This is a genomic window from Pseudomonas sp. 910_21, from assembly GCF_052850735.1.
The window spans coordinates 119,806-138,302 of sequence record NZ_VXCY01000001.1; the positions used below are offsets into that span (position 1 = coordinate 119,806).

20 protein-coding genes are annotated in these 18,497 nt (G+C 62.6%); 12 read left to right on the forward strand and 8 right to left on the reverse strand.

What is annotated here, in order from left to right:
* Positions 1 to 42: 42 nt before the first annotated feature.
* Both FW796_RS00580 and FW796_RS00585 read right to left on the reverse strand, forming a co-directional pair.
* Entirely contained in the window at positions 43 to 672 is a 630-nt protein-coding gene (locus tag FW796_RS00580; RefSeq protein ID WP_102864113.1) for an L-threonylcarbamoyladenylate synthase, read from the reverse strand.
* Positions 673 to 685: 13 nt separating this feature from the next.
* Complete coding sequence (locus tag FW796_RS00585) at positions 686 to 1,546, reverse strand: PHP domain-containing protein (protein ID WP_123723920.1); 861 nt, start codon at positions 1,544 to 1,546, stop codon at positions 686 to 688.
* Positions 1,547 to 1,633: 87 nt separating this feature from the next.
* Between FW796_RS00585 and FW796_RS00590 the strand changes: the two genes are divergently transcribed.
* From FW796_RS00590 to FW796_RS00615, 6 genes are all read left to right on the forward strand, one after another.
* Positions 1,634 to 2,230, forward strand: a complete 597-nt coding sequence (locus tag FW796_RS00590; RefSeq protein ID WP_346632022.1) for a septation protein A — start codon at positions 1,634 to 1,636, stop codon at positions 2,228 to 2,230.
* 1 nt (position 2,231) lies between these two features.
* Positions 2,232 to 2,531, forward strand: a complete 300-nt coding sequence (locus FW796_RS00595; RefSeq protein WP_446438888.1) for a YciI family protein — start codon at positions 2,232 to 2,234, stop codon at positions 2,529 to 2,531.
* A 110-nt stretch (positions 2,532 to 2,641) separates the two neighbouring features.
* Positions 2,642 to 3,052, forward strand: coding sequence for a translation initiation factor 2 (locus tag FW796_RS00600; RefSeq protein ID WP_346632024.1), 411 nt, complete (start codon positions 2,642 to 2,644; stop codon positions 3,050 to 3,052).
* A gap of 7 nt (positions 3,053 to 3,059) precedes the next feature.
* Positions 3,060 to 3,737 (forward strand): response regulator transcription factor, encoded by a 678-nt coding sequence (locus tag FW796_RS00605; protein ID WP_346632025.1) that lies wholly within the window; start codon positions 3,060 to 3,062, stop codon positions 3,735 to 3,737.
* A gap of 143 nt (positions 3,738 to 3,880) precedes the next feature.
* A complete protein-coding gene (locus FW796_RS00610; protein WP_346632026.1) occupies positions 3,881 to 4,318 on the forward strand; it encodes an LTXXQ domain protein in 438 nt (145 codons plus the stop codon).
* 67 nt (positions 4,319 to 4,385) lie between these two features.
* On the forward strand, positions 4,386 to 5,726 hold the full coding sequence (locus FW796_RS00615; protein ID WP_404938695.1) for a sensor histidine kinase: 1,341 nt from the start codon (positions 4,386 to 4,388) through the stop codon (positions 5,724 to 5,726).
* An 81-nt stretch (positions 5,727 to 5,807) separates the two neighbouring features.
* On the opposite strand, the gene FW796_RS00620 is transcribed toward FW796_RS00615, so the two are convergent.
* Entirely contained in the window at positions 5,808 to 6,374 is a 567-nt protein-coding gene (locus tag FW796_RS00620; RefSeq protein WP_346632028.1) for a nitroreductase family protein, read from the reverse strand.
* A 122-nt stretch (positions 6,375 to 6,496) separates the two neighbouring features.
* On the opposite strand from FW796_RS00620, the gene FW796_RS00625 reads away from it, so the two are divergent.
* A complete protein-coding gene (locus FW796_RS00625; protein WP_346632029.1) occupies positions 6,497 to 7,951 on the forward strand; it encodes a TrkH family potassium uptake protein in 1,455 nt (484 codons plus the stop codon).
* Here the strand turns inward: FW796_RS00625 and FW796_RS00630 are convergent.
* Positions 7,908 to 8,969 carry an AraC family transcriptional regulator gene (locus tag FW796_RS00630; protein WP_404938693.1) on the reverse strand — a complete coding sequence of 354 codons (1,062 nt, stop codon included), beginning with the start codon at positions 8,967 to 8,969 and terminating at the stop codon, positions 7,908 to 7,910. The two genes, FW796_RS00625 and FW796_RS00630, sit on opposite strands and share 44 nt — an antisense overlap.
* Before the next feature lie 159 nt (positions 8,970 to 9,128).
* Here FW796_RS00630 and FW796_RS00635 point away from each other — a divergent pair, with 159 nt between their 5' ends.
* Together FW796_RS00635 and FW796_RS00640 are read left to right on the forward strand one after the other, a co-directional pair.
* Complete coding sequence (locus tag FW796_RS00635; protein WP_346632031.1) at positions 9,129 to 9,440, forward strand: DUF962 domain-containing protein; 312 nt, start codon at positions 9,129 to 9,131, stop codon at positions 9,438 to 9,440.
* A gap of 95 nt (positions 9,441 to 9,535) precedes the next feature.
* Positions 9,536 to 10,126, forward strand: coding sequence for an HD domain-containing protein (locus FW796_RS00640; protein ID WP_446438889.1), 591 nt, complete (start codon positions 9,536 to 9,538; stop codon positions 10,124 to 10,126).
* A gap of 22 nt (positions 10,127 to 10,148) precedes the next feature.
* On the opposite strand, the gene FW796_RS00645 is transcribed toward FW796_RS00640, so the two are convergent.
* Entirely contained in the window at positions 10,149 to 10,970 is an 822-nt protein-coding gene (locus FW796_RS00645) for a UDP-2,3-diacylglucosamine diphosphatase (protein WP_346632033.1), read from the reverse strand.
* A 132-nt stretch (positions 10,971 to 11,102) separates the two neighbouring features.
* Between FW796_RS00645 and FW796_RS00650 the strand changes: the two genes are divergently transcribed.
* The gene (locus tag FW796_RS00650; RefSeq protein WP_346632034.1) at positions 11,103 to 11,912 is read left to right on the forward strand and encodes an AraC family transcriptional regulator; all 810 of its coding nucleotides are present in this window, start codon (positions 11,103 to 11,105) and stop codon (positions 11,910 to 11,912) included.
* Positions 11,913 to 12,142: 230 nt separating this feature from the next.
* The gene (locus FW796_RS00655; protein WP_346632035.1) at positions 12,143 to 13,036 is read left to right on the forward strand and encodes a DMT family transporter; all 894 of its coding nucleotides are present in this window, start codon (positions 12,143 to 12,145) and stop codon (positions 13,034 to 13,036) included.
* Here the strand turns inward: FW796_RS00655 and FW796_RS00660 are convergent.
* Positions 13,030 to 13,317, reverse strand: coding sequence for a SelT/SelW/SelH family protein (locus FW796_RS00660; RefSeq protein WP_346632036.1), 288 nt, complete (start codon positions 13,315 to 13,317; stop codon positions 13,030 to 13,032). The two genes, FW796_RS00655 and FW796_RS00660, sit on opposite strands and share 7 nt — an antisense overlap.
* A 72-nt stretch (positions 13,318 to 13,389) precedes the next feature.
* On the opposite strand from FW796_RS00660, the gene FW796_RS00665 reads away from it, so the two are divergent.
* Complete coding sequence (locus tag FW796_RS00665) at positions 13,390 to 15,579, forward strand: patatin-like phospholipase family protein (RefSeq protein WP_346632037.1); 2,190 nt, start codon at positions 13,390 to 13,392, stop codon at positions 15,577 to 15,579.
* A 97-nt stretch (positions 15,580 to 15,676) separates the two neighbouring features.
* Here FW796_RS00665 and FW796_RS00670 read toward each other — a convergent pair whose 3' ends face one another.
* Both FW796_RS00670 and recQ read right to left on the reverse strand, forming a co-directional pair.
* Positions 15,677 to 16,111, reverse strand: coding sequence for a MarR family transcriptional regulator (locus tag FW796_RS00670; RefSeq protein WP_102864082.1), 435 nt, complete (start codon positions 16,109 to 16,111; stop codon positions 15,677 to 15,679).
* Between the two features lie 119 nt (positions 16,112 to 16,230).
* Positions 16,231 to 18,357: a DNA helicase RecQ gene (gene recQ / locus FW796_RS00675; protein ID WP_346632038.1), complete on the reverse strand. Its 2,127-nt coding sequence runs from the start codon at positions 18,355 to 18,357 to the stop codon at positions 16,231 to 16,233.
* Between the last annotated feature and the right edge of the window lie 140 nt (positions 18,358 to 18,497).

The following is an 18,497-nucleotide window of genomic DNA, read 5'->3' on the forward strand; positions in this document are numbered from 1 at the left end:
TTGGGCGCCGGCCTGCTCGTCGACGGTTTCCAATACGGACATCTAGGCCTCGGCCATGAACGGCGCAGGGTCGCCGCAACCGACGCGAATCACTTCCGGTTCGCCATCGGCGAGGCTGATCACCGTGGAGGACTCGGTACTGCCGAAGCCGCCGTCGATGATCAGGTCCACCTGATGCTCCAGCAACTGGCGCATTTCATAAGGGTCGCTCAGTGCCTCGGTATCGCCGGGCATGATCAGGCTGACACTCATCAGCGGCTCACCCAGTTCGGCCAGCAGCGCCAGGGCAATGGGATTGCTCGGCACCCGCAGGCCGATGGTACGGCGCTTGGGGTGCAGCAGCAGGCGCGGGACTTCCCGGGTGGCGTTGAGAATGAAGGTGTAAGGCCCCGGCACATGGGCCTTGAGCAGGCGGAAAGTGCCGGTGTCGATCTTGGCGAACAGCCCCAACTGCGACAGGTCGCTGCAGATCAGGGCGAAGTTGTGCTTGTCGTCCAGTTGACGCAAGCGCCGCACTCGTTCGATCGCGCCCTTGTCGCCCATCTGGCAGGCAACGGCGTATGACGAATCCGTGGGATAAATCACCACGCCACCGCCGCGAATGATCTCGACAGCCTGTTTGATCAGGCGTGGCTGTGGGTTTTCCGGGTGGATCTGGAAAAATTGACTCACTGTCTCTACCTGTTCAGGCGGCAATAATTGGCTCATGTTTGAACCGACACCAAAGTGGCGGCAGGTCCTCCGGAACCGGACGATACTCGCCGATCTCGGACCAGCCTCCTGGGCCATGAAAGTCACTGCCGGCGCTGACCAGCAGTCCGAATTCACGAGCAAGGATAGCCAAACTGCCCACTTGCTCTGCAGGTTGGTGGCCATTGACCACCTCGATTGCATGGCCACCGGCTTGAATATAGTCGGCAATCAAGCGGCGACGCTTGCTGCGGGTGAAATCGTAATGCCAGGGATGCGCCAGGCTGACCCAGGCCCCCGCCTCGCGAAGGGTGCCGACGGTGTCTTCCAGAGTCGGCCAGTGCTGCTTGACGTCCCCCAGTTTTCCCGCCCCCAGCCATTTGCGAAAGGCTTCGGCACGATCCTTCACAAAACCGGCACGTACCAGATAGTCGGCAAAGTGCGGCCGCGCCGGGGCATTGCCACTGTCCCCCAACTCCTGCTGGATTGCCCTGGCGCCTTCCAGCGCCCCGGGCATGCCCTTGAGGGCCAGCTTGCGGCTGATCTCCTCGGAGCGCAGCCAGCGCCCCTCGTGCAGTTTGTCGATGGCCGCCACCAGGGCCGGAGCCTGGGTATCGAATCCATAACCCAGCACATGAATGGTGGCGCCGCCCCAGGTGCAAGACAGCTCGACGCCATTGACCAGTTGCATGCCCAATTGCTGTGCAGCCTGGCGAGCCTCCGCCAGGCCTTCGAGGGTGTCGTGGTCGGTCAAGGACAGGATTCGCACGCCTCTCTCGTACGCACGCGCAACCAGAACCGCGGGCGCCAGGGCACCATCGGAGGCCGTGCTATGGCAGTGCAAATCAACATTCACAGGACGATAAAACCTCAAGTCAGCTGGCGCTTTCGCTACCAAGGATGTTTGTTATTATGCCGCCACATCCTGCTTCTGGCTGCCACTGTGAAACAATTCATCGACTTCATCCCGCTGTTCCTGTTTTTCATCGTCTACAAAATCGATCCCCGGGTCGTCGACCTTGCCGGTCACGAAGTCACCGTGGGCGGTATTTACAGCGCCACCGCGGTGTTGATCATCAGTTCCCTGGTGGTCTACGGCGCGCTGTTCATTTCCCAACGCAAACTGGAAAAAAGCCAATGGCTGACCCTGATCGCCTGCCTGGTTTTCGGCAGCCTGACCCTGGCCTTCCATAGCGAAACCTTCCTTAAATGGAAGGCGCCGGTGGTCAACTGGCTGTTCGCCCTGGCCTTTATCGGCAGCCACTTCATCGGTGATCGCCTGCTGATCAAGCGCATCATGGGTCACGCCCTGACCCTGCCGGACCCAGTGTGGACCCGCCTGAACATCGCCTGGATCGCCTTCTTCCTGTTCTGCGGCGCCGCCAACCTGTTCGTCGCCTTCACCTTCCAGAGCATCTGGGTCGACTTCAAGGTCTTCGGCAGCCTGGGCATGACTGTATTGTTCCTGGTGGGCCAGGGTGTCTACCTGTCGCGCCACCTGCATGACGCCGATCCCACCACCCCGAAAACCGAGGACTGACATGCTTTACGCAATCATTGCCACAGACGTCGCCAACTCCCTGGAAAAGCGCCTGGCCAACCGGCCGGCGCACTTGGAACGGCTGCAAGTGCTCAAGGACCAAGGGCGTGTGGTGCTGGCCGGCCCGCACCCGGCGATCGACAGCAATGACCCTGGCGCCGCCGGCTTCACCGGCAGCCTGATCGTCGCCGAGTTCGACTCCCTGAGTGCCGCCCAAGCCTGGGCCGACACCGACCCCTTTGTGACCGCCGGCGTCTATGCCCATGTGCAGGTCAAGCCGTTCAGGCAATCGATGCCGTAAATCCTCCCTGACGCGATGAACCTTCACGGCTCATCGCGTTCTCAATCGCTCATTATTCTCGTTTGACGGCCGACAACCTGCCCAACACTCGATTGGAATCAGGAGTTTCGATGCGCCAAGGTCCGCTGTGCCTGCTGTTGGTCATGTTGTCGATCGGGGCTCCGGCCCTTGCCGAGGAAGCCCAGGAATCCGGTCATTCGACGCCGCTGTCCCTGAGCGCCGGCAGTCAGATCACCGAGTTGCAGCAACGCTTGAAAGAAAGCGAACGCCTGCGTGAAGAGCTGAGCAAACAACTGCAGAGTGCCGATGCCGAACGGGAAAGCCCGCAGCTGACCCGCTTGCGCCAGGAGAACCAGCGCCTCAAGCTGCAACTCAAGGAGGCCCAGGCCAACCCGGTGCCGCGCCTGCTGACCGACCAGCAGCAATGGTTTGTCACCGGCGGCGGCGTGGCCCTCATCGCCCTGCTCTGCGGTATCTTTGCCAGTGGCGGACATCGCAAGCGTCGACAATGGCTAAATTGAGTGATTCATGAGCGACCTGTTACTGATTGATGACGACCAGGAGCTGTGCGAGCTCCTGAGCAGCTGGCTCGGCCAGGAAGGTTTTCAAGTACGGGCCTGCCACGATGGCCTGAGCGCACGCCGGGCCTTGTCGGAAACCGCCCCGGCTGCGGTGGTCCTGGACGTGATGCTGCCCGACGGCAGTGGCCTGGAGCTGCTCAAGCAACTGCGCAACGACCACCCCGACCTGCCGGTACTGATGCTGTCGGCCCGTGGCGAGCCCCTGGACCGTATCCTCGGCCTGGAGCTGGGCGCCGACGACTACCTGGCCAAGCCTTGCGACCCTCGCGAACTCACCGCCCGCTTGCGCGCCGTGCTGCGCCGCAGCCACCCGGTGGCAGCGTCCAGCCAGCTGGAGCTGGGAGACCTGTGCTTCAGTCCGATTCGCGGCGTGGTCAACATCGACGATCAGGACATCACCCTGACCGTATCCGAAAGCCGCCTGCTGGAAGCCCTGCTCAAGCAGCCGGGCGAGCCCCTGGACAAACAGGAACTGGCGCAGATCGCCCTGGGTCGCAAACTGACCCTGTACGACCGCAGCCTGGACATGCACGTCAGCAACCTGCGCAAGAAGATCGGCCCCCACTCCGACGGCCGCCCGCGGATCGTCGCCCTGCGCAGCCGCGGCTATTACTACAGCCTGTGATTGCAACGTGCCCTGACGCATTTGTCAGGGCACGGAAATACCTTCTTTACCCAAGCTTTACCCTCCGCTGACTGCCGCTGACCTTGATCTGGGTAACCTGAACTCATCCGGAACTTACCGGGAATGAGACAAGGAGACACACCATGCGCAAGACCCTGATCGCCCTGATGTTTGCCGCCGCCCTGCCAACCGTGGCCATGGCCATGCCTGAAGGCAACGGCCCGATGGGCCCGATGGACGGCCCTCGGCACAGCGAACACATGCGCGGCAAAGGCCCCTTCAGCCAAATGGATCTGAGCCGTGAACAACGCCAGCAGATCGGCAAGCTGATGGGCGAGCAAATGCACGACCGCAAGGCAGTGGTGGAAAAGTATCTGGAGAAACTCTCGCCGGCCGACCAGAAAGCCATGAAGGATGAACTGGACGCCAAACACCAGAAGACCCAGGCCGATATCCGCGCCTTGCTCAAACCCGAGCAGCAGAAGGAATTCGACGCCATTATCAAGAAACAAGAGGAACGTCGCGCCGAATGGGCTCAGTTCAAGGCCTGGAAAGCGCAACAACCGCAAAAAGCGCAATAATGCGTTAGCGTTCACCCTATAGCCCAGTGGCCTCCCCCCACTGGGCTTTCGCGTTCGAGGAGTTCCTGTGCGTTCATTGTTCTGGCGCATCCTGGCCAGTTTCTGGCTGGCCATCACCCTGGTTGCAGGCCTGTCGATCCTGCTTGGGCACATGCTCAACCAGGACGCCTGGATTCTCAGTCGCCACCCAGGCCTCAACAGCCTCGCCGAGGAGTGGACGCAAACCTACGAGACCCAGGGCGAAGATGCTGCCCAGGACATCCTCCAGCAGCGCAAGCGCCAATACCATATTGACGTCCAGGTACTCAACGAGAGTGGCGACCCGGTGGTCCGCGGGACCTTCCCGCGCCGCGCCGCCGCCTTCGAAGCCCGGCAGAACAACGATGACCGCCACCTGCCCTGGCGCCGCCTGACAGCGGAATACACCAGCCCGAAAACCAGCGACACCTACCTGTTCATCTACCGCATCCCCCATCCGGAACTGGACGCCTGGCATCGCGACAGCCTGACCTGGCCCCTCAGCGCCTTGGCCATTGCCTTGGTGGTACTGACCCTGTTCAGCCTGCTGGTGACCCTGTCCATCACCCGCCCCTTGAGTCGCCTGCGCGGCGCGGTACACGACCTGGGCCAGGCCACTTATCAGCAGAACAGCCTGGCGCGTCTGGCCAATCGCCGTGACGAATTTGGCGTGCTGGCCCGAGACTTCAACCGCATGGGTTCACGCCTGCAGAGCCTGATCGGCAGCCAGCGGCAACTGCTCAGGGATGTCTCCCACGAACTGCGCTCGCCCCTGGCGCGCCTGCGTATCGCCCTGGCATTGGCGGAGCGCGCCGCCCCGCAAGAGCGGGAGAGACTCTGGCCGCGGTTGACCCGGGAATGCGATCGCCTGGAGGCACTGATCAGCGAGATCCTGGTGCTGGCCCGGGTCGATGCGGACAACGCCAGCGCCGAAGAAGTCGACCTCAACGCCTTGCTGCTGGCCCTGCAAAAAGACGCGCAACTGGCCTGCCCCGAGCAGCAGGTGCAGATCGATGCCCAACCGCAACTGAGCCTACGGGGCTGGCCGACCATGCTCGAACGGGCGATGGATAACCTGCTGCGCAACGCCCAGCGCTTCAATCCTGCCGGGCAACCGATCGAAGTCACGGCCCTGCGCCATGGCGAAAAGCTCCAGATCAGCGTGCGCGACCATGGCCCCGGCGTGGAAGCCGAACACCTGCGACAACTGGGAGAGCCGTTCTTCCGCGCACCAGGACAGAGCGCTCCGGGCCATGGCCTGGGGCTGGCCATCGCCCGCCGCGCAGCGGAGCGCCACGGCGGCAGCCTGCTACTGGACAACCATCCTCAGGGCGGATTCATCGCCACGCTGGAGCTGCCCCAGGTCCCGGGGGCCGTGGTGCAGGCTTGAATGCAACGCGGGCAAGCCGCTGCTGCGAGGTTCGACAGCAGCGGGCTTGCCCGCGAGGGACTTAGCGTTCGAAGGGGAAAATCAGGCCCTGGCCGTCCAGGCACTGACGAACTCGGCGATGTCGACTTTCGGTGCGACCCGCGGTTCGTTCAGCGGCGTGCCCAGGTAAAGGAAGGCGATGATCTCTTCGCCGTCCGCCAGGCCCAGCCCCTTGGCCACGTGGGGCGAATAGGACAACTCGCCAGTGCGCCATACCGCGCCGATACCCTGGGCATAGGCCGCCAGCAGAATACCGTGGGCAGCACAACCCGCCGCCAGCAGCTGCTCGCTCTTGGGCACCTTGAAGTGCTCCTGCAAGCAAGCGACCACCACAACCACCAGTGGCGCACGCAGAGGCATGGCGCGAGCCTTGTCCAAGGCTGCCTGGGTCACGTCGCCGCCTTGCAGTTGCACCGCCTCCACCAGCAACTCGCCCAACTGGTCACGGGCTTGCCCCTCGACAGTGAGAAAGCGCCAAGGGCGCAGTTGCCCGTGATCCGGCGCCCGCAAGGCGGCAGCGAACAGTGCTTCGCGTTGCTGCGCAGTGGGGGCTGGCTCCACCAGGCGCGGCACGGAAACACGGTTGAGCAAAGCGTCGAGAGCCTCCATCGGCCACCTCCTGAAAAAAATGTCCGGCTATTCTAGCGGTATCTGCCAGCCGGGTGCCGGTTTACATGCCCTGCACCCTAGGTAGAATGGGCGCCCTTCTCATACCAGCCCGAGCGGAACACATGGCGTTGCCGACCTTAAGGATCATTGGTTTCATCATCGGCATCTTCCTCATCACCCTGGCCATCGCCATGGTGGTGCCGATGGCGACACTGGTGATCTTCGAACGCACCGGCGACCTGCCGTCTTTCCTCTGGGCCAGCATGATCACCTTCATCGCCGGCCTGGCCCTGGTGATTCCCGGCCGTCCCGAACATATTCACCTGCGCCCGCGGGACATGTACCTGCTGACGGTCTCCAGCTGGGTGGTGGTGTGTATCTTTGCCGCCCTGCCGTTCCTGCTGACCCAGCACATCAGCTACACCGACTCTTTCTTCGAAAGCATGTCAGGCATCACCGCCACCGGAGCCACCGTGCTCAGCGGCCTGGACAGCATGTCCCCGGGCATCCTGATCTGGCGTTCGATGCTGCACTGGCTGGGGGGCATCGGCTTTATCGGCATGGCGGTGGCGATCCTGCCGTTGCTGCGCATCGGTGGCATGCGCCTGTTTCAGACCGAGTCTTCGGACCGCTCGGAAAAGGTCATGCCGCGCTCGCACATGGTGGCGCGCCTGATTGTCGCCAGCTACGTCGGCATCACCATCTGCGGCAGCCTGGCCTTCTGGTGGGCCGGGATGAGCATCTTCGACGCCATCAACCACGCCATGTCGGCGATCTCCACCGGTGGTTTCTCCACCTCCGACGAGTCCCTGGCTCACTGGAAACAACCGGCGGTGCACTGGGTGGCGGTGGTGGTGATGATCCTCGGCAGCCTGCCCTTCGCCCTCTATGTGGCGACCCTGCGGGGCAACCGTCGGGCGCTGATCAAGGATCAGCAGGTCCAGGGATTGCTGGGCATGCTGCTGGTGACCTGGCTGGTGCTCGGCACCTGGTACTGGTGGACCACCGACCTGCACTGGCTGGATGCCCTGCGCCACGTCGCGCTGAACGTGACCTCGGTGGTCACCACCACCGGATTCGCCCTGGGTGACTACAGCCTGTGGGGCAACTTCTCGCTGATGCTGTTCTTCTACCTGGGGTTCGTAGGCGGCTGTTCGGGATCGACTGCCGGCGGGATCAAGATTTTCCGCTTCCAGGTCGCCTATATCCTGCTCAAGGCCAACCTCAATCAGTTGATCCATCCCCGGGCGGTGATCAAGCAGAAGTACAACGGCCATCGCCTGGACGAGGAAATCGTCCGTTCGATCCTGACCTTCTCGTTCTTCTTCGCCATCACCATCTGCATGATCGCCCTCGCCCTGTCGCTGCTGGGCCTGGACTGGATGACCGCCCTGACCGGCGCTGCCAGCACCGTATCCGGGGTGGGTCCGGGCCTGGGAGAAACCATTGGCCCGGCGGGCAACTTCTCCACCCTGCCCGACGCCGCCAAGTGGATCCTGTCCCTGGGCATGCTCCTGGGCCGGCTGGAAATCATCACGGTGTTCGTGCTGTGCATTCCGGCGTTCTGGCGTCATTGATGGAACCCGGCAACGCCAGCAACCGCGCCCGGTACTCACCGGGCGTGACATCGAACCAGCGGCGGAACGCACGGAAAAAATTGCTCGGATCGGCAAACCCCAGCAGGTAGGCAATCTCCAGCAAGGTCATGCGTGGCTGCGCCAGGTACTGCTCGGCCAGCTCGCGGCGGGTGTCATCGAGCAGGGTCTGGAAGCTGGTGCCCTCCTCCTGCAAGCGGCGTTGCAATGTACGCTGGGACAGGTGCAGGGTCTGCGCCACCATCTCGCGCTTGGGCTCGCCCTGCGGCAGCAGACGGCACAGCACTTGCCGTGCCTTGTGGGTCACCCGGCTCTCGGAGAAACGCGCCAGGTATTCGCCGGCAAAGCGATCGTGCAACAAAGCCATGGCCTCGTTGGCAGTAGGCAGGGGCGCTTCCATGTCGGCTCGCTCGAAAATCAGCGCATCAAAGGGCGCAGCGAACACCAGCGGCGCATGGAACATGTCTTTGTATGGCTGCACATCCTGCGGTTGCGGCCCTTGCAACAGCACTTTGCGCGGCTGTAGGGCGCGCCCCGTCAACCAGCCACACAAGGCCAGGGCGCAGGCCAGCGAGGCCTCGGAGCTTTGCCGGGTGGGGGGCAGATGATCGCCATGCACCGTCAGGATCAGCGCATAACCCTCAGGTAAAAGACGGAAACTCAGGTCAGCACTTTCGGCAATGATCCGTTGATAACGCACCAGGCGCTGAAAACCCTCGGCCAGGGTGCGACTCGACATCAGTGCATAACCGGCCACATGGAAGGACGCCGGGCGAACCACCTTGCCCATGTTCAGGCCAATCGCCGGGTTGCCGGACAACTCGACAGCCCGCTGCCAGAGCCGCGTCATCGAATCCTGGGTGAAACGCGCGTCGGGGTCGTCGAGGGCGCCATAGTCGAGCCCCAACTGCTTGAACAAAGCGCGGCAATCCAGGCCGTCCATCTCCAGGGCCTTGACTATTCCCAAGGCCCAGCTTGCAGAAGTCGTTCGTTCGCTCATGAGGATTTCTTACATGATGAGCCGCATGCTACGGCCAATTTTCCAAGGATACTAAAGTGGCGCCTATTGTCACTGGCCAGCGCCGCCAAGGACTCTAGACTCAAATAAGCTCCCCGCAGAACATCCGCTCACAGAACAACAAGCACAGAGATCGCGGCCATGGAAAACATCCGACAGTTCAATAGCTTCGCCGAGTTCTACCCCTATTACCTGAGTGAACACAGCGACAGCACCTGCCGTCGCCTGCACTTCATCGGCACCAGTCTGGTGATCTTTCTCCTGGCCTTGGCCATCGGCAAAGGCGCCTGGCTGCTACTGCTGGCCTTGCCGGTTGCCGGTTATGGCTTTGCCTGGGTCGGGCATTTCTTCTTCGAGAAAAATCGTCCGGCCACCTTCCAGCATCCGCTGTACAGCCTGCTGGGGGACTTCGTCATGTACCGCGACATGATTCTCGGCAAGGTCCCCTTCTAGGCCCGGCCGGACAGCAAGCCGTCCCGCACAGCCACTGCGGTGACGGGACGCAGGCATACGCTCCAGTCCAGCCCATAACAACAAGAGTCCGGCCGATGAATGTTCACGCGCGCTTCACCCACATGCAGGACGGCACCCAGGAAGACTGGGCGATCATCGCTGCGGATTTCACTGCCTACGCCAAACAACTGCCAGCGCGGATCATCACTCACCTGCAATTGCTGGAGGGCGACTTCGGCGGTTTTCCGGTGGACCGCCTGACCCATTCGCTGCAGACCGCCAGCCGTGCCTGGCATGACGGACGCGATGAGGAGTACGTGATCTGCGCCCTGCTCCATGACATCGGCGACACCCTGGGTTCCTACAACCACCCGGATATCGCCGCGGCCATACTCAAGCCCTTTGTCAGCCCGGAAAACCTGTGGATGGTGGAGAAGCATGGAATCTTCCAGGGTTACTACTTCTTTCATCACCTGGGCATGGACCGCCATCTGCGGGACCAATTCCGCGAACATCCGCTGTACCAGCGCACCGCCGAATTCTGCGCCAAGTACGATGCGGCAGCCTTTGATCCCGACTATGAAAGCCTGCCCCTGAGCTTCTTCGAACCCATGTTGCAACGGCTGTTCGCCCAGCCCCGAACGTCGCTGTACAAGGCCGCGATGGAGCAGTCCAGCCCCACCTGAAGCCTTATCGACAAGCTATCGCTCAGGCCGGCTCCGCCAACTTCATGCGCTCAGCCTTGAGCTGGGCTTCCCGGGCCTGGGCCTCGGCCAGGCGATAGAGCTCGATACTGCCGTCCCAGTGCTCGATCAAAGCCGTGCAGGACTCCACCCAGTCACCGCAGTTGAGGTAATCCACCTCCCCCACCTTGCGGATTTCGGCATGGTGAATGTGGCCACAAACCACCCCGTGCAACTCGCGCTTGACGCACTCGTGGGCAATGGCCTCCTCGAAGTCGCTGATAAAGCTCACCGCAGTCTTGACCTTGTGCTTGAGGTAGGCCGACAGCGACCAGTAACCGTAGCCATAGCGCGCTCGCCAATGATTGAGCCAACGATTGAGGGTCAGGGTGAACTCGTAGGCCGAGTCGCCAAGAAAGGCCAGCCAGCGGTGATATCGCGTGATGACGTCGAACTGGTCACCGTGGATCACCAGCAGATGGCGGCCGTCAGCGGTGACGTGCACGGCTTCGTCCACCAGTTGGATATTGCCCAAAATCAGCTTGGAGTAACGACGCAGGAATTCATCGTGATTGCCGGTGACGTAGATCACCTCGGTGCCGCGCTTGCTCATGGTCAGCAAGCGGCGGATCACATTGGTATGGGCCTGGGGCCAGTACATGCCGCCCCGCAGCTTCCAACCATCGATGATGTCGCCAACCAGGTAGATACGGTCGGCCTGATACCCCTTGAGAAACTGCGCCAGGTGTTCCGCCTGGCAATCCCGGGTGCCCAGATGCACATCGGAAATCCATAAGGTCCGTACCCGTTGCTTGCGGCTGGGCTTGGCGAGTTCGACATGGGTCATGGACGCTCTCCGGGATTTTTTGCGAGCTTGCGCCCCAGCGATTAATAGCCCATGACAAAAATGCGGCAGTGCGATGACAGCGCGAACCCTCCGACCGCCGGTGTAGACTGCGGGTCTGCCAAGGAGACCGTGATGGGATCTATCCTCACCCTGCGCCACTACAGCCACGACCTGATCGCCCACAGCCACGAGCATGCACAACTGGTGTTCGGCCTTTGCGGCCAGCTCGATTTCGAAGTCGAGGGCCAGGGCAGCCAGGTCCAGCAACAGAGCTTCGTGGTGGTACCGGCCGGTGCCCGGCATGTCTGCGGCAGCCCCAGCGGAAGCCATTGCCTGGTGTTGGACATACCCGGTGAACACTGGGTGCAACAATCTTTGGGCGAACATGCCGAGGCCAGCCGGCGTTTGCTCGATGCCCCCCGACATCGGGTCCTGGGGCCGAGCCAGAGCCGCCTGGTCAACTGGCTGGCGGACAGCCCGGTGGACGACCCCTTGATTGCCCAGCAAGGCGCAGTCCTGCTGCTGGCCAGCCTCAACCATAGCGCCGACAGCCAGCCTGGCGAGCGCCGCCTGCCCTATGCCGCCCTGAATGCCCACATCGATCGTCACGCCGCCCACCCCTTGCAGGTGGCCGACCTGGCCCGTATCGCCGGGCTGTCCGCTGCCCGTCTGCATGCACGGTTCATCGCCGAGTGCGGGGCCAGCCCCATGGAGTATGTGCGGCGCCGGCGCCTGCACATGGCCCTGGAACTGTTGCGCGGATCAGCCTTGCCCATGGGCGAAATAGCCAGTCGCGTGGGTTACAGCTCCCAGAGTGCCTTTGCCGCGGCGATACTGCGCCAGTACGGCCACTCGCCGCGCCAACTGCGTCAAGGGGCAGACGCTAATCCCTCGACAAAAAACGCCAGGATCGCGACAGACCAACAGGTCGTCCGCCCGTAGACTGAGCCCGTTGCCGCCTAAGGCTCTGTACGAAAAGTTTTGAGACGAAGCTCAGGCAAGGCGAAAACGGTCGAGGAACGGCCGGGGTCGCGTTCGACTTTACGGGTTGTAAATGAGCATTCCGATCGGACTCGCGCACGAGACCGTTTTCAACGCAGCATCACCGAGTATCAAGGCTTTTCGTACAAAGCCTAAGGCCATTACTGCCCGTCTTGTGGCTAAGGATAGAGATGACTCCGCGTACCGCCCTTGGCGCCCTGCATATCGGCGCCCTGATGTTCGGCCTCACCGGCGTGTTCGGTAAGCTGGCCGCCGCTTCGCCTGCCGTTATCGTGTTCGGTCGCGCCGCCTTTGCCGTACTCGCCCTGGGCGTCTTCGCCCGTCTGGCCAGCAACACCCCCTGGCAGAAACTCGTCGCTACCGATTGGCGGCGCCTGCTGCTCAGCGGCCTGCTGCTGGCCGGCCACTGGGTGAGCTTCTTCGTCGCGGTAAAAGTTGCCGGGGTGGCCATTGCCACCCTGGGCTTCGCCAGCTTCCCGGCCTTCACGGTGATTCTCGAGGGCCTGATCTTCCGCGAGAGAATCCGCTTCAACGAGATTCTGCTGGTGATCCTGGTGAGCATCGGCCTGGTGCTGGTGACCCCGGACTTCGATCTGGCCAGCCAGGCCACCACCGGCTTGCTCTGGGCCGTGGGGTCGGGCCTGCTGTTCGCCCTGCTGTCACTGAACAACCGCGCCAGCTCCGGACGTATTCCAGCGGTGCAGGCAGCCCTCTGCCAGAACGTGGTGGTAGCCCTGTGCCTGTTACCGGTGGCGGCACCGGAGCTTGGCCAGGTCCGGGCCATGGACTGGCTGTGGATCAGTCTGCTGGGGATCTTCTGCACCGGTCTGGCCCACAGCCTGTTTGTCGCCAGCCTGGCAGTGATCAAGGCACGCACCGCGGCGGTGGTCTTCGCCCTGGAGCCTGTCTATGGGATTACCGTGGCCTGGCTGCTGTTCGGCGAGAATCCGACGCTGCGCATGCTGATGGGCGGGGCCTTGATCATTGTGGCGATCGTGGTGTCGAGCCGACTGTCCGCCGGCTCAGGCAACAAGACCGCGCAGGCGCCGGCCGGCTCTCACTGACGACGATCGTTGTGCCCCAGGTCGCGCTCCGGATCGATCTGATCACGGACCCGTTGCTTCAGTACCTTGGCCTCGGGAAAACCGCCATCGGCCTTGCGCTCCCAGATCTGCACGCCATCACAGGTGATGCGGAACGTGCCACCGGTAGCAGGCTCCAGGGACACTTTGCCCAGGTCATCGCTGAACGTGCTCAACAACTCCTGGGCCAGCCAGGCAGCTCGCAACAGCCACTGGCATTGGGTGCAATAGGTGATGATCACTTCGGGTTTACGTTCAGTCATGGTACGGCCGACTCCTGAGTTCAAGGGCGTCGCTATAATAGCCGGCTTTATCGCCCGTCCCCGAGAACCACGATGCGCCGCCTGCTGTCCTGCCTGTTCCTCTGCCTGCTGCCCCTGCTCGCTCAATCCAGTGAAGCGCCGCGACCGAAAATCGGTCTGGTGTTGTCGGGAGGCGCCGCCCGCGGCCTGGCGCATGTCGGCGTACTCAAGGCCCTGGAGGAGCAAGGCATCCGCATTGACGCCATTGCCGGTACCAGCATGGGCGCAGTGATCGGCGGACTCTATGCCTCGGGCTACAAGATCGACGAGCTGGAAAAACTGGCCCTGAACATCGACTGGAGGCAGGCGCTGTCCGACGCCCCGCCCCGGGAAGACGTGCCCTTCCGGCGCAAGCAGGACGATCGGGATTTCCTGGTCAAACAGAAACTCAGCTTCCGTGACGACGGCAGCCTGGGCCTGCCCTTGGGGGTGATCCAGGGCCAGAACCTGGCGTTGCTCCTGGAAAGCAAGCTGGCGCACGCCAGCGATACCCGGGATTTCGACAAGCTGCCGATCCCCTTCCGGGCCGTGGCCACCGACATCGCCAGTGGCGAGAAAGTGGTGTTCCGCAAGGGCCATCTGCCCCAGGTGATCCGCGCCAGTATGTCGATCCCGGCGGTCTTCGCGCCGGTGGAACTCGATGGCCGGCTGCTGGTGGACGGCGGCATGACCGACAACATTCCTCTGGATGTGGCCCGGGACATGGGGGTCGACATCGCCATCGTGGTGGACATCGGCACGCCGCTGCGCTCACGCAAGCAACTCAACACCGTGGTGGATGTGCTCAACCAGTCCATCACCCTGATGACCCGGCGCAACTCCGAGGTGCAACTGGCGGCGCTGCACAAGGACGACGTACTGATCCAGCCAGCGCTGTCGAGCTTCGGCGTCACCGACTTCGGCCGTGCCCAGGAGGTGATCGACGCCGGTTATCGCGCCACCCGCATCCTCGATGCCCGCCTGGCACGCCTGCGCCCGGCCCATCCGCTGGATGCAGAGCTGACCGCCGCGCGCCAGCCCAGCCAGCGCACGCCGATCATCAGCGCGATCAAGGTGGAGAACGACTCCAAGGTCAGCGATGACGTGATCCGCTACTACATCCGCCAGCACATCGGTGAACCGCTGGACCTGGGCCGCCTGGAAACCGACATGGGCACCCTGTACGGCCTGGACTTCTTCGAACAGGTGCAATACCGCGTGGTGCACAAAGGCCAGGACAACACCCTGGTGATCAGCGCTCGGGGCAAGCGCAGCGGCACTGACTACTTGCGCCTGGGCCTGAACCTCTCCGATGACATGCGCGGCGACAGCGCCTTCAACATCGGCGCCAGCTATCGCATGAACGGTATCAACAGCCTCGGCGCGGAATGGCTGACCCGGGTGCAGATCGGCGACCAGCAGGAAATCTACAGCGAGTTCTATCAACCCTTGGATGCCGGTTCACGCTACTTCATTGCGCCGTTTATCGCGGCCGAAGCGCAGAATGTCGAGGCGGTGCTGGATAACGACCCGATCGCCGAATACCGCCTGGAACGCTACGGCCTGGGCCTCAATCTGGGGCGGCAGATCGGCAACAGCGGCGAAGTACGTTTCGGTGTAGGAGAGGCCTGGGGCAAGGCCGATGTACGGATCGGCGACCACAACCTGCCCAGCGAGAACTTCAATGAGGGTTACTACCAGTTGCAGTACTCCTTCGACTCCCTGGACAACGTCTACTTCCCCCACTCCGGTGAAGACATCGGCCTGACCCTGCGCCAGTTCGAACCGAGCCTGGGTTCGGACAATCGCTACCGACAGTGGGAGTTCAAGCTCGACAAGGCCTTGAGCAGCGGCCCCAATACCTTCGTCCTGGGGGGGCGCTATGGCCGGACCCTGGACAACGCCGATGTCGTGACCTCCAGTTTCCTCCTGGGGGGTGCACGGCAGTTGTCCGGTTTCCGTCAGGACGCCTTGTCCGGGCAGAACATCACCCTGGCCCGCGCCGTGTACTTTCGCCGACTCACACCGCGCTCCTACCTGCCACTGGATTTCCCGCTTTACCTGGGCGGCTCACTGGAGCGCGGTCGGGTGTGGAACAACGACAACGCCTTCGACAGCGGTTATATCAATGCCGCGAGCATCTTCCTGGGCTTCGACACGCCGCTGGGGCCATTGAACTTCAGCTACGGCTTTAACGACGACAACCAGAAGGCCTTGTCGCTGAACCTTGGCCAGACCTTCTGACAGGCGCAAAAATGCCGCACCGGACGGCGCAATCAGCAGAATTCAGGGGGACGCGAAGACAGAACGAACCGGGGTCAGGCAACCCCGGCTGAAGGCATCAGGACTTTTCCAGATTAGCCAGGATGCGCCCATGAACGCGCATGCAGACCCGCAGGTCTTCGTCGTCGACGCCTATGAACAACTCATGACGCAAGGCAGTGGCGATGGTCTCGATCTGCTCGATCAAGGGCCGCGCGGAAGGACAGAGGACGATCTTCTTCGCCCGGCGATCTTCCACCACCGATTGGCGCTGAACCAGGCCCTGGGTTTCCAGACTATCCAGCAGCCGAGCCAGGGTTGGCCCTTCTACGCCAACGCTTTGCGCCAGCTCCCGCTGGGTTGGCGCGTCTTCGAAACGGGCCAGGTGCAGCAGCACCAGCCAACGGGCCTGGGACAGGCCAAGCCCGGCCAGGCGGCGGTCCAGTTCGGCACGCCAGCCGCGAGACATATGCGCCAGCTGCATACCAAAACGGTGTTCATCGGTTAACGGCATAAAACACTCATGATCAGACTGAAAATGAAGAAAAACTAATTATTAGTCAGCTAAGCATGACCCTTGCCCGGAGGCAAGGCCTGTAAGGGACTGAATCGTTACAACATTGACGCACCCCTTCACATTTCAAACTCCGACTGCAGCGCGGCACGCACGCAATACAAAACGCCTTCGGGCACTCGTCCGGCGAACACTTCGCTGATCTCGGCCACGGGCGGCAGTTCGCCCTCGCCGTCGAGGAACGCGTCCTGGATTTCCCCCAGCAGGTCCTCCGGAAGATCCAGCGCCTGGTCCAGGGACAGTTGCTGCTTGCCAATGGCCTCGGCCAGCAAGGTATAGACGTTCTTTTCCGTGCACTGCAGTTGCCCGGCGATCTGCACCGGGGTCATCCCGGCACGGGCCAGGGTAATCAGCTCGTGGCGGATATCGGCGACCACTTTCGGCGCCTCGACACCGCCCCCCAGCACTTCGAGGAACGCCGCGCCATAACGCTCCAGCTTGCGCGCGCCGACACCGCTGACCTCGGCCATTTCCGCCATGGAGCCGGGTTGGCTGCGGAGCATCTCCAGCAAGGTCGAGTCGGGGAAAATGACGTAGGGCGGCACCCCATGCTCTTCCGCCAGCTTGCGCCGCAGGGCTCGCAGCGCCTCCCATTGCTCGCGCTCCTCACCGCGTACCAGTTGGCTGGCCTGGCTGGTGCTGCTCTTCGGAGTGCTTTGCGGCTTGAGATCGCGTCGCAGCTCCAGGGTTACCTCACCCTTGAGCAAGGGCCGGCACGTGTCGCTCAGGCGCAGACCGCCGTAACCTTCCAGGTCGATGTCCGCCAGCCCGCGAGCCACCAGTTGGCGGAACAGAGAGCGCCACTCGCCTTCGCTGCGGGCCTTGCCGACCCCGAATACCGACAAGTGCTGATGACCGAAGCTGCGGACCTTTTCCGTATCCTTGCCCAGCAACACGTCCACCAGATGACCGACGCCATAACGCTGACCGGTGCGATAGATGGCCGACAGTGCCTGGCGCGCCGGCTCAGTGGCGTCCCAGGTTTGCACGCCATCGACGCAGTTGTCGCAATGACCGCAAGGCTGGGGCATGTCCTCATCGAAATAGGCCAGCAACGTTTGGCGCCGGCAACGGGTTTCCTCGCACAGGGCCAGCATCGCATCGAGTTTGTGCTGTTCAAGACGCTTGTGGCGTTCGTCGCCTTCGGAGTTCTGCAGCATCTGCTTGAGCATCAGCACGTCTTGCAGTCCATAGGCCATCCAGGCGTCCGCCGGCAGGCCATCACGGCCGGCACGACCGGTTTCCTGGTAGTACGCCTCCAGAGACTTGGGCAGGTCCATGTGGGCCACAAACCGCACGTTGGGTTTGTCGATGCCCATGCCGAAGGCGATGGTCGCCACCATGATCAGGCCTTCCTCATTGAGGAAGCGTTTCTGGTGATAGGCGCGCAATTCGTTGGGCAGGCCGGCGTGATACGGCAGCGCGGTGAAGCCCTGCTCACAGAGGAAGGCCGCCACTTCGTCGACCTTCTTGCGCGACAGGCAATAGACGATCCCGGCATCGCTGCGCCGCTCGTTGAGGAAGGCCTGCAACTGCTTGCGCGGCTGTTCCTTGGGCACGATGCGATAGAAGATGTTGGGTCGGTCGAAGCTGGAAAGAAAACGCTCGGCGTCCTGCAAGTGCAGGCGATTGACGATCTCTTCCCGGGTACGCTTGTCGGCGGTGGCAGTCAGGGCAATGCGCGGCACGTTCGGGAACATTTCCGCCAACTGACCCAGCTGCAGGTATTCGGGACGGAAGTCATGCCCCCACTGGGACACGCAGTGAGCTTCGTCGATGGCGAACAGAGCAATATCAAGGTTCTGCAGGAACGCCAGCATACGCGGCTGGACCAGGCGCTCCGGGGCCAGGTAGAGCATTTTCACCTCGCCGCGACGAATGCGCGCCGCCAGGTCACGCTGCTGCTCGGCGCTCAGGGTCGAGTTCAAGGCTGCAGCCGCAACACCGAGTTCCTCAAGGGTGGCCACCTGATCATCCATCAGCGCGATCAACGGCGAGACCACCACCGCCAGGCCTTCGCGAAGCAGGGCCGGAACCTGGAAACACAGCGACTTGCCACCGCCGGTGGGCATCAGTACCAAGGCATCGCCGCCGCTGGCCACGCGCTCAATGATCGCACCTTGGCGACCACGGAAACTGTCGTAGCCGAAGATGTCCTTGAGGACGCGTTGAGCCTGTTCGAGCATGAAAAACTCCAAAAATCGCCGATTTCCCTGGGTGCAGACTGGCCGAAAAGCCGGCGCGGTTCACCGACAAATGCGTTAGCGGACTTGTCCGCACTTGCTGCCGGGCCTGCAGGGCATCACAAAACGCGCGAGTATACCCG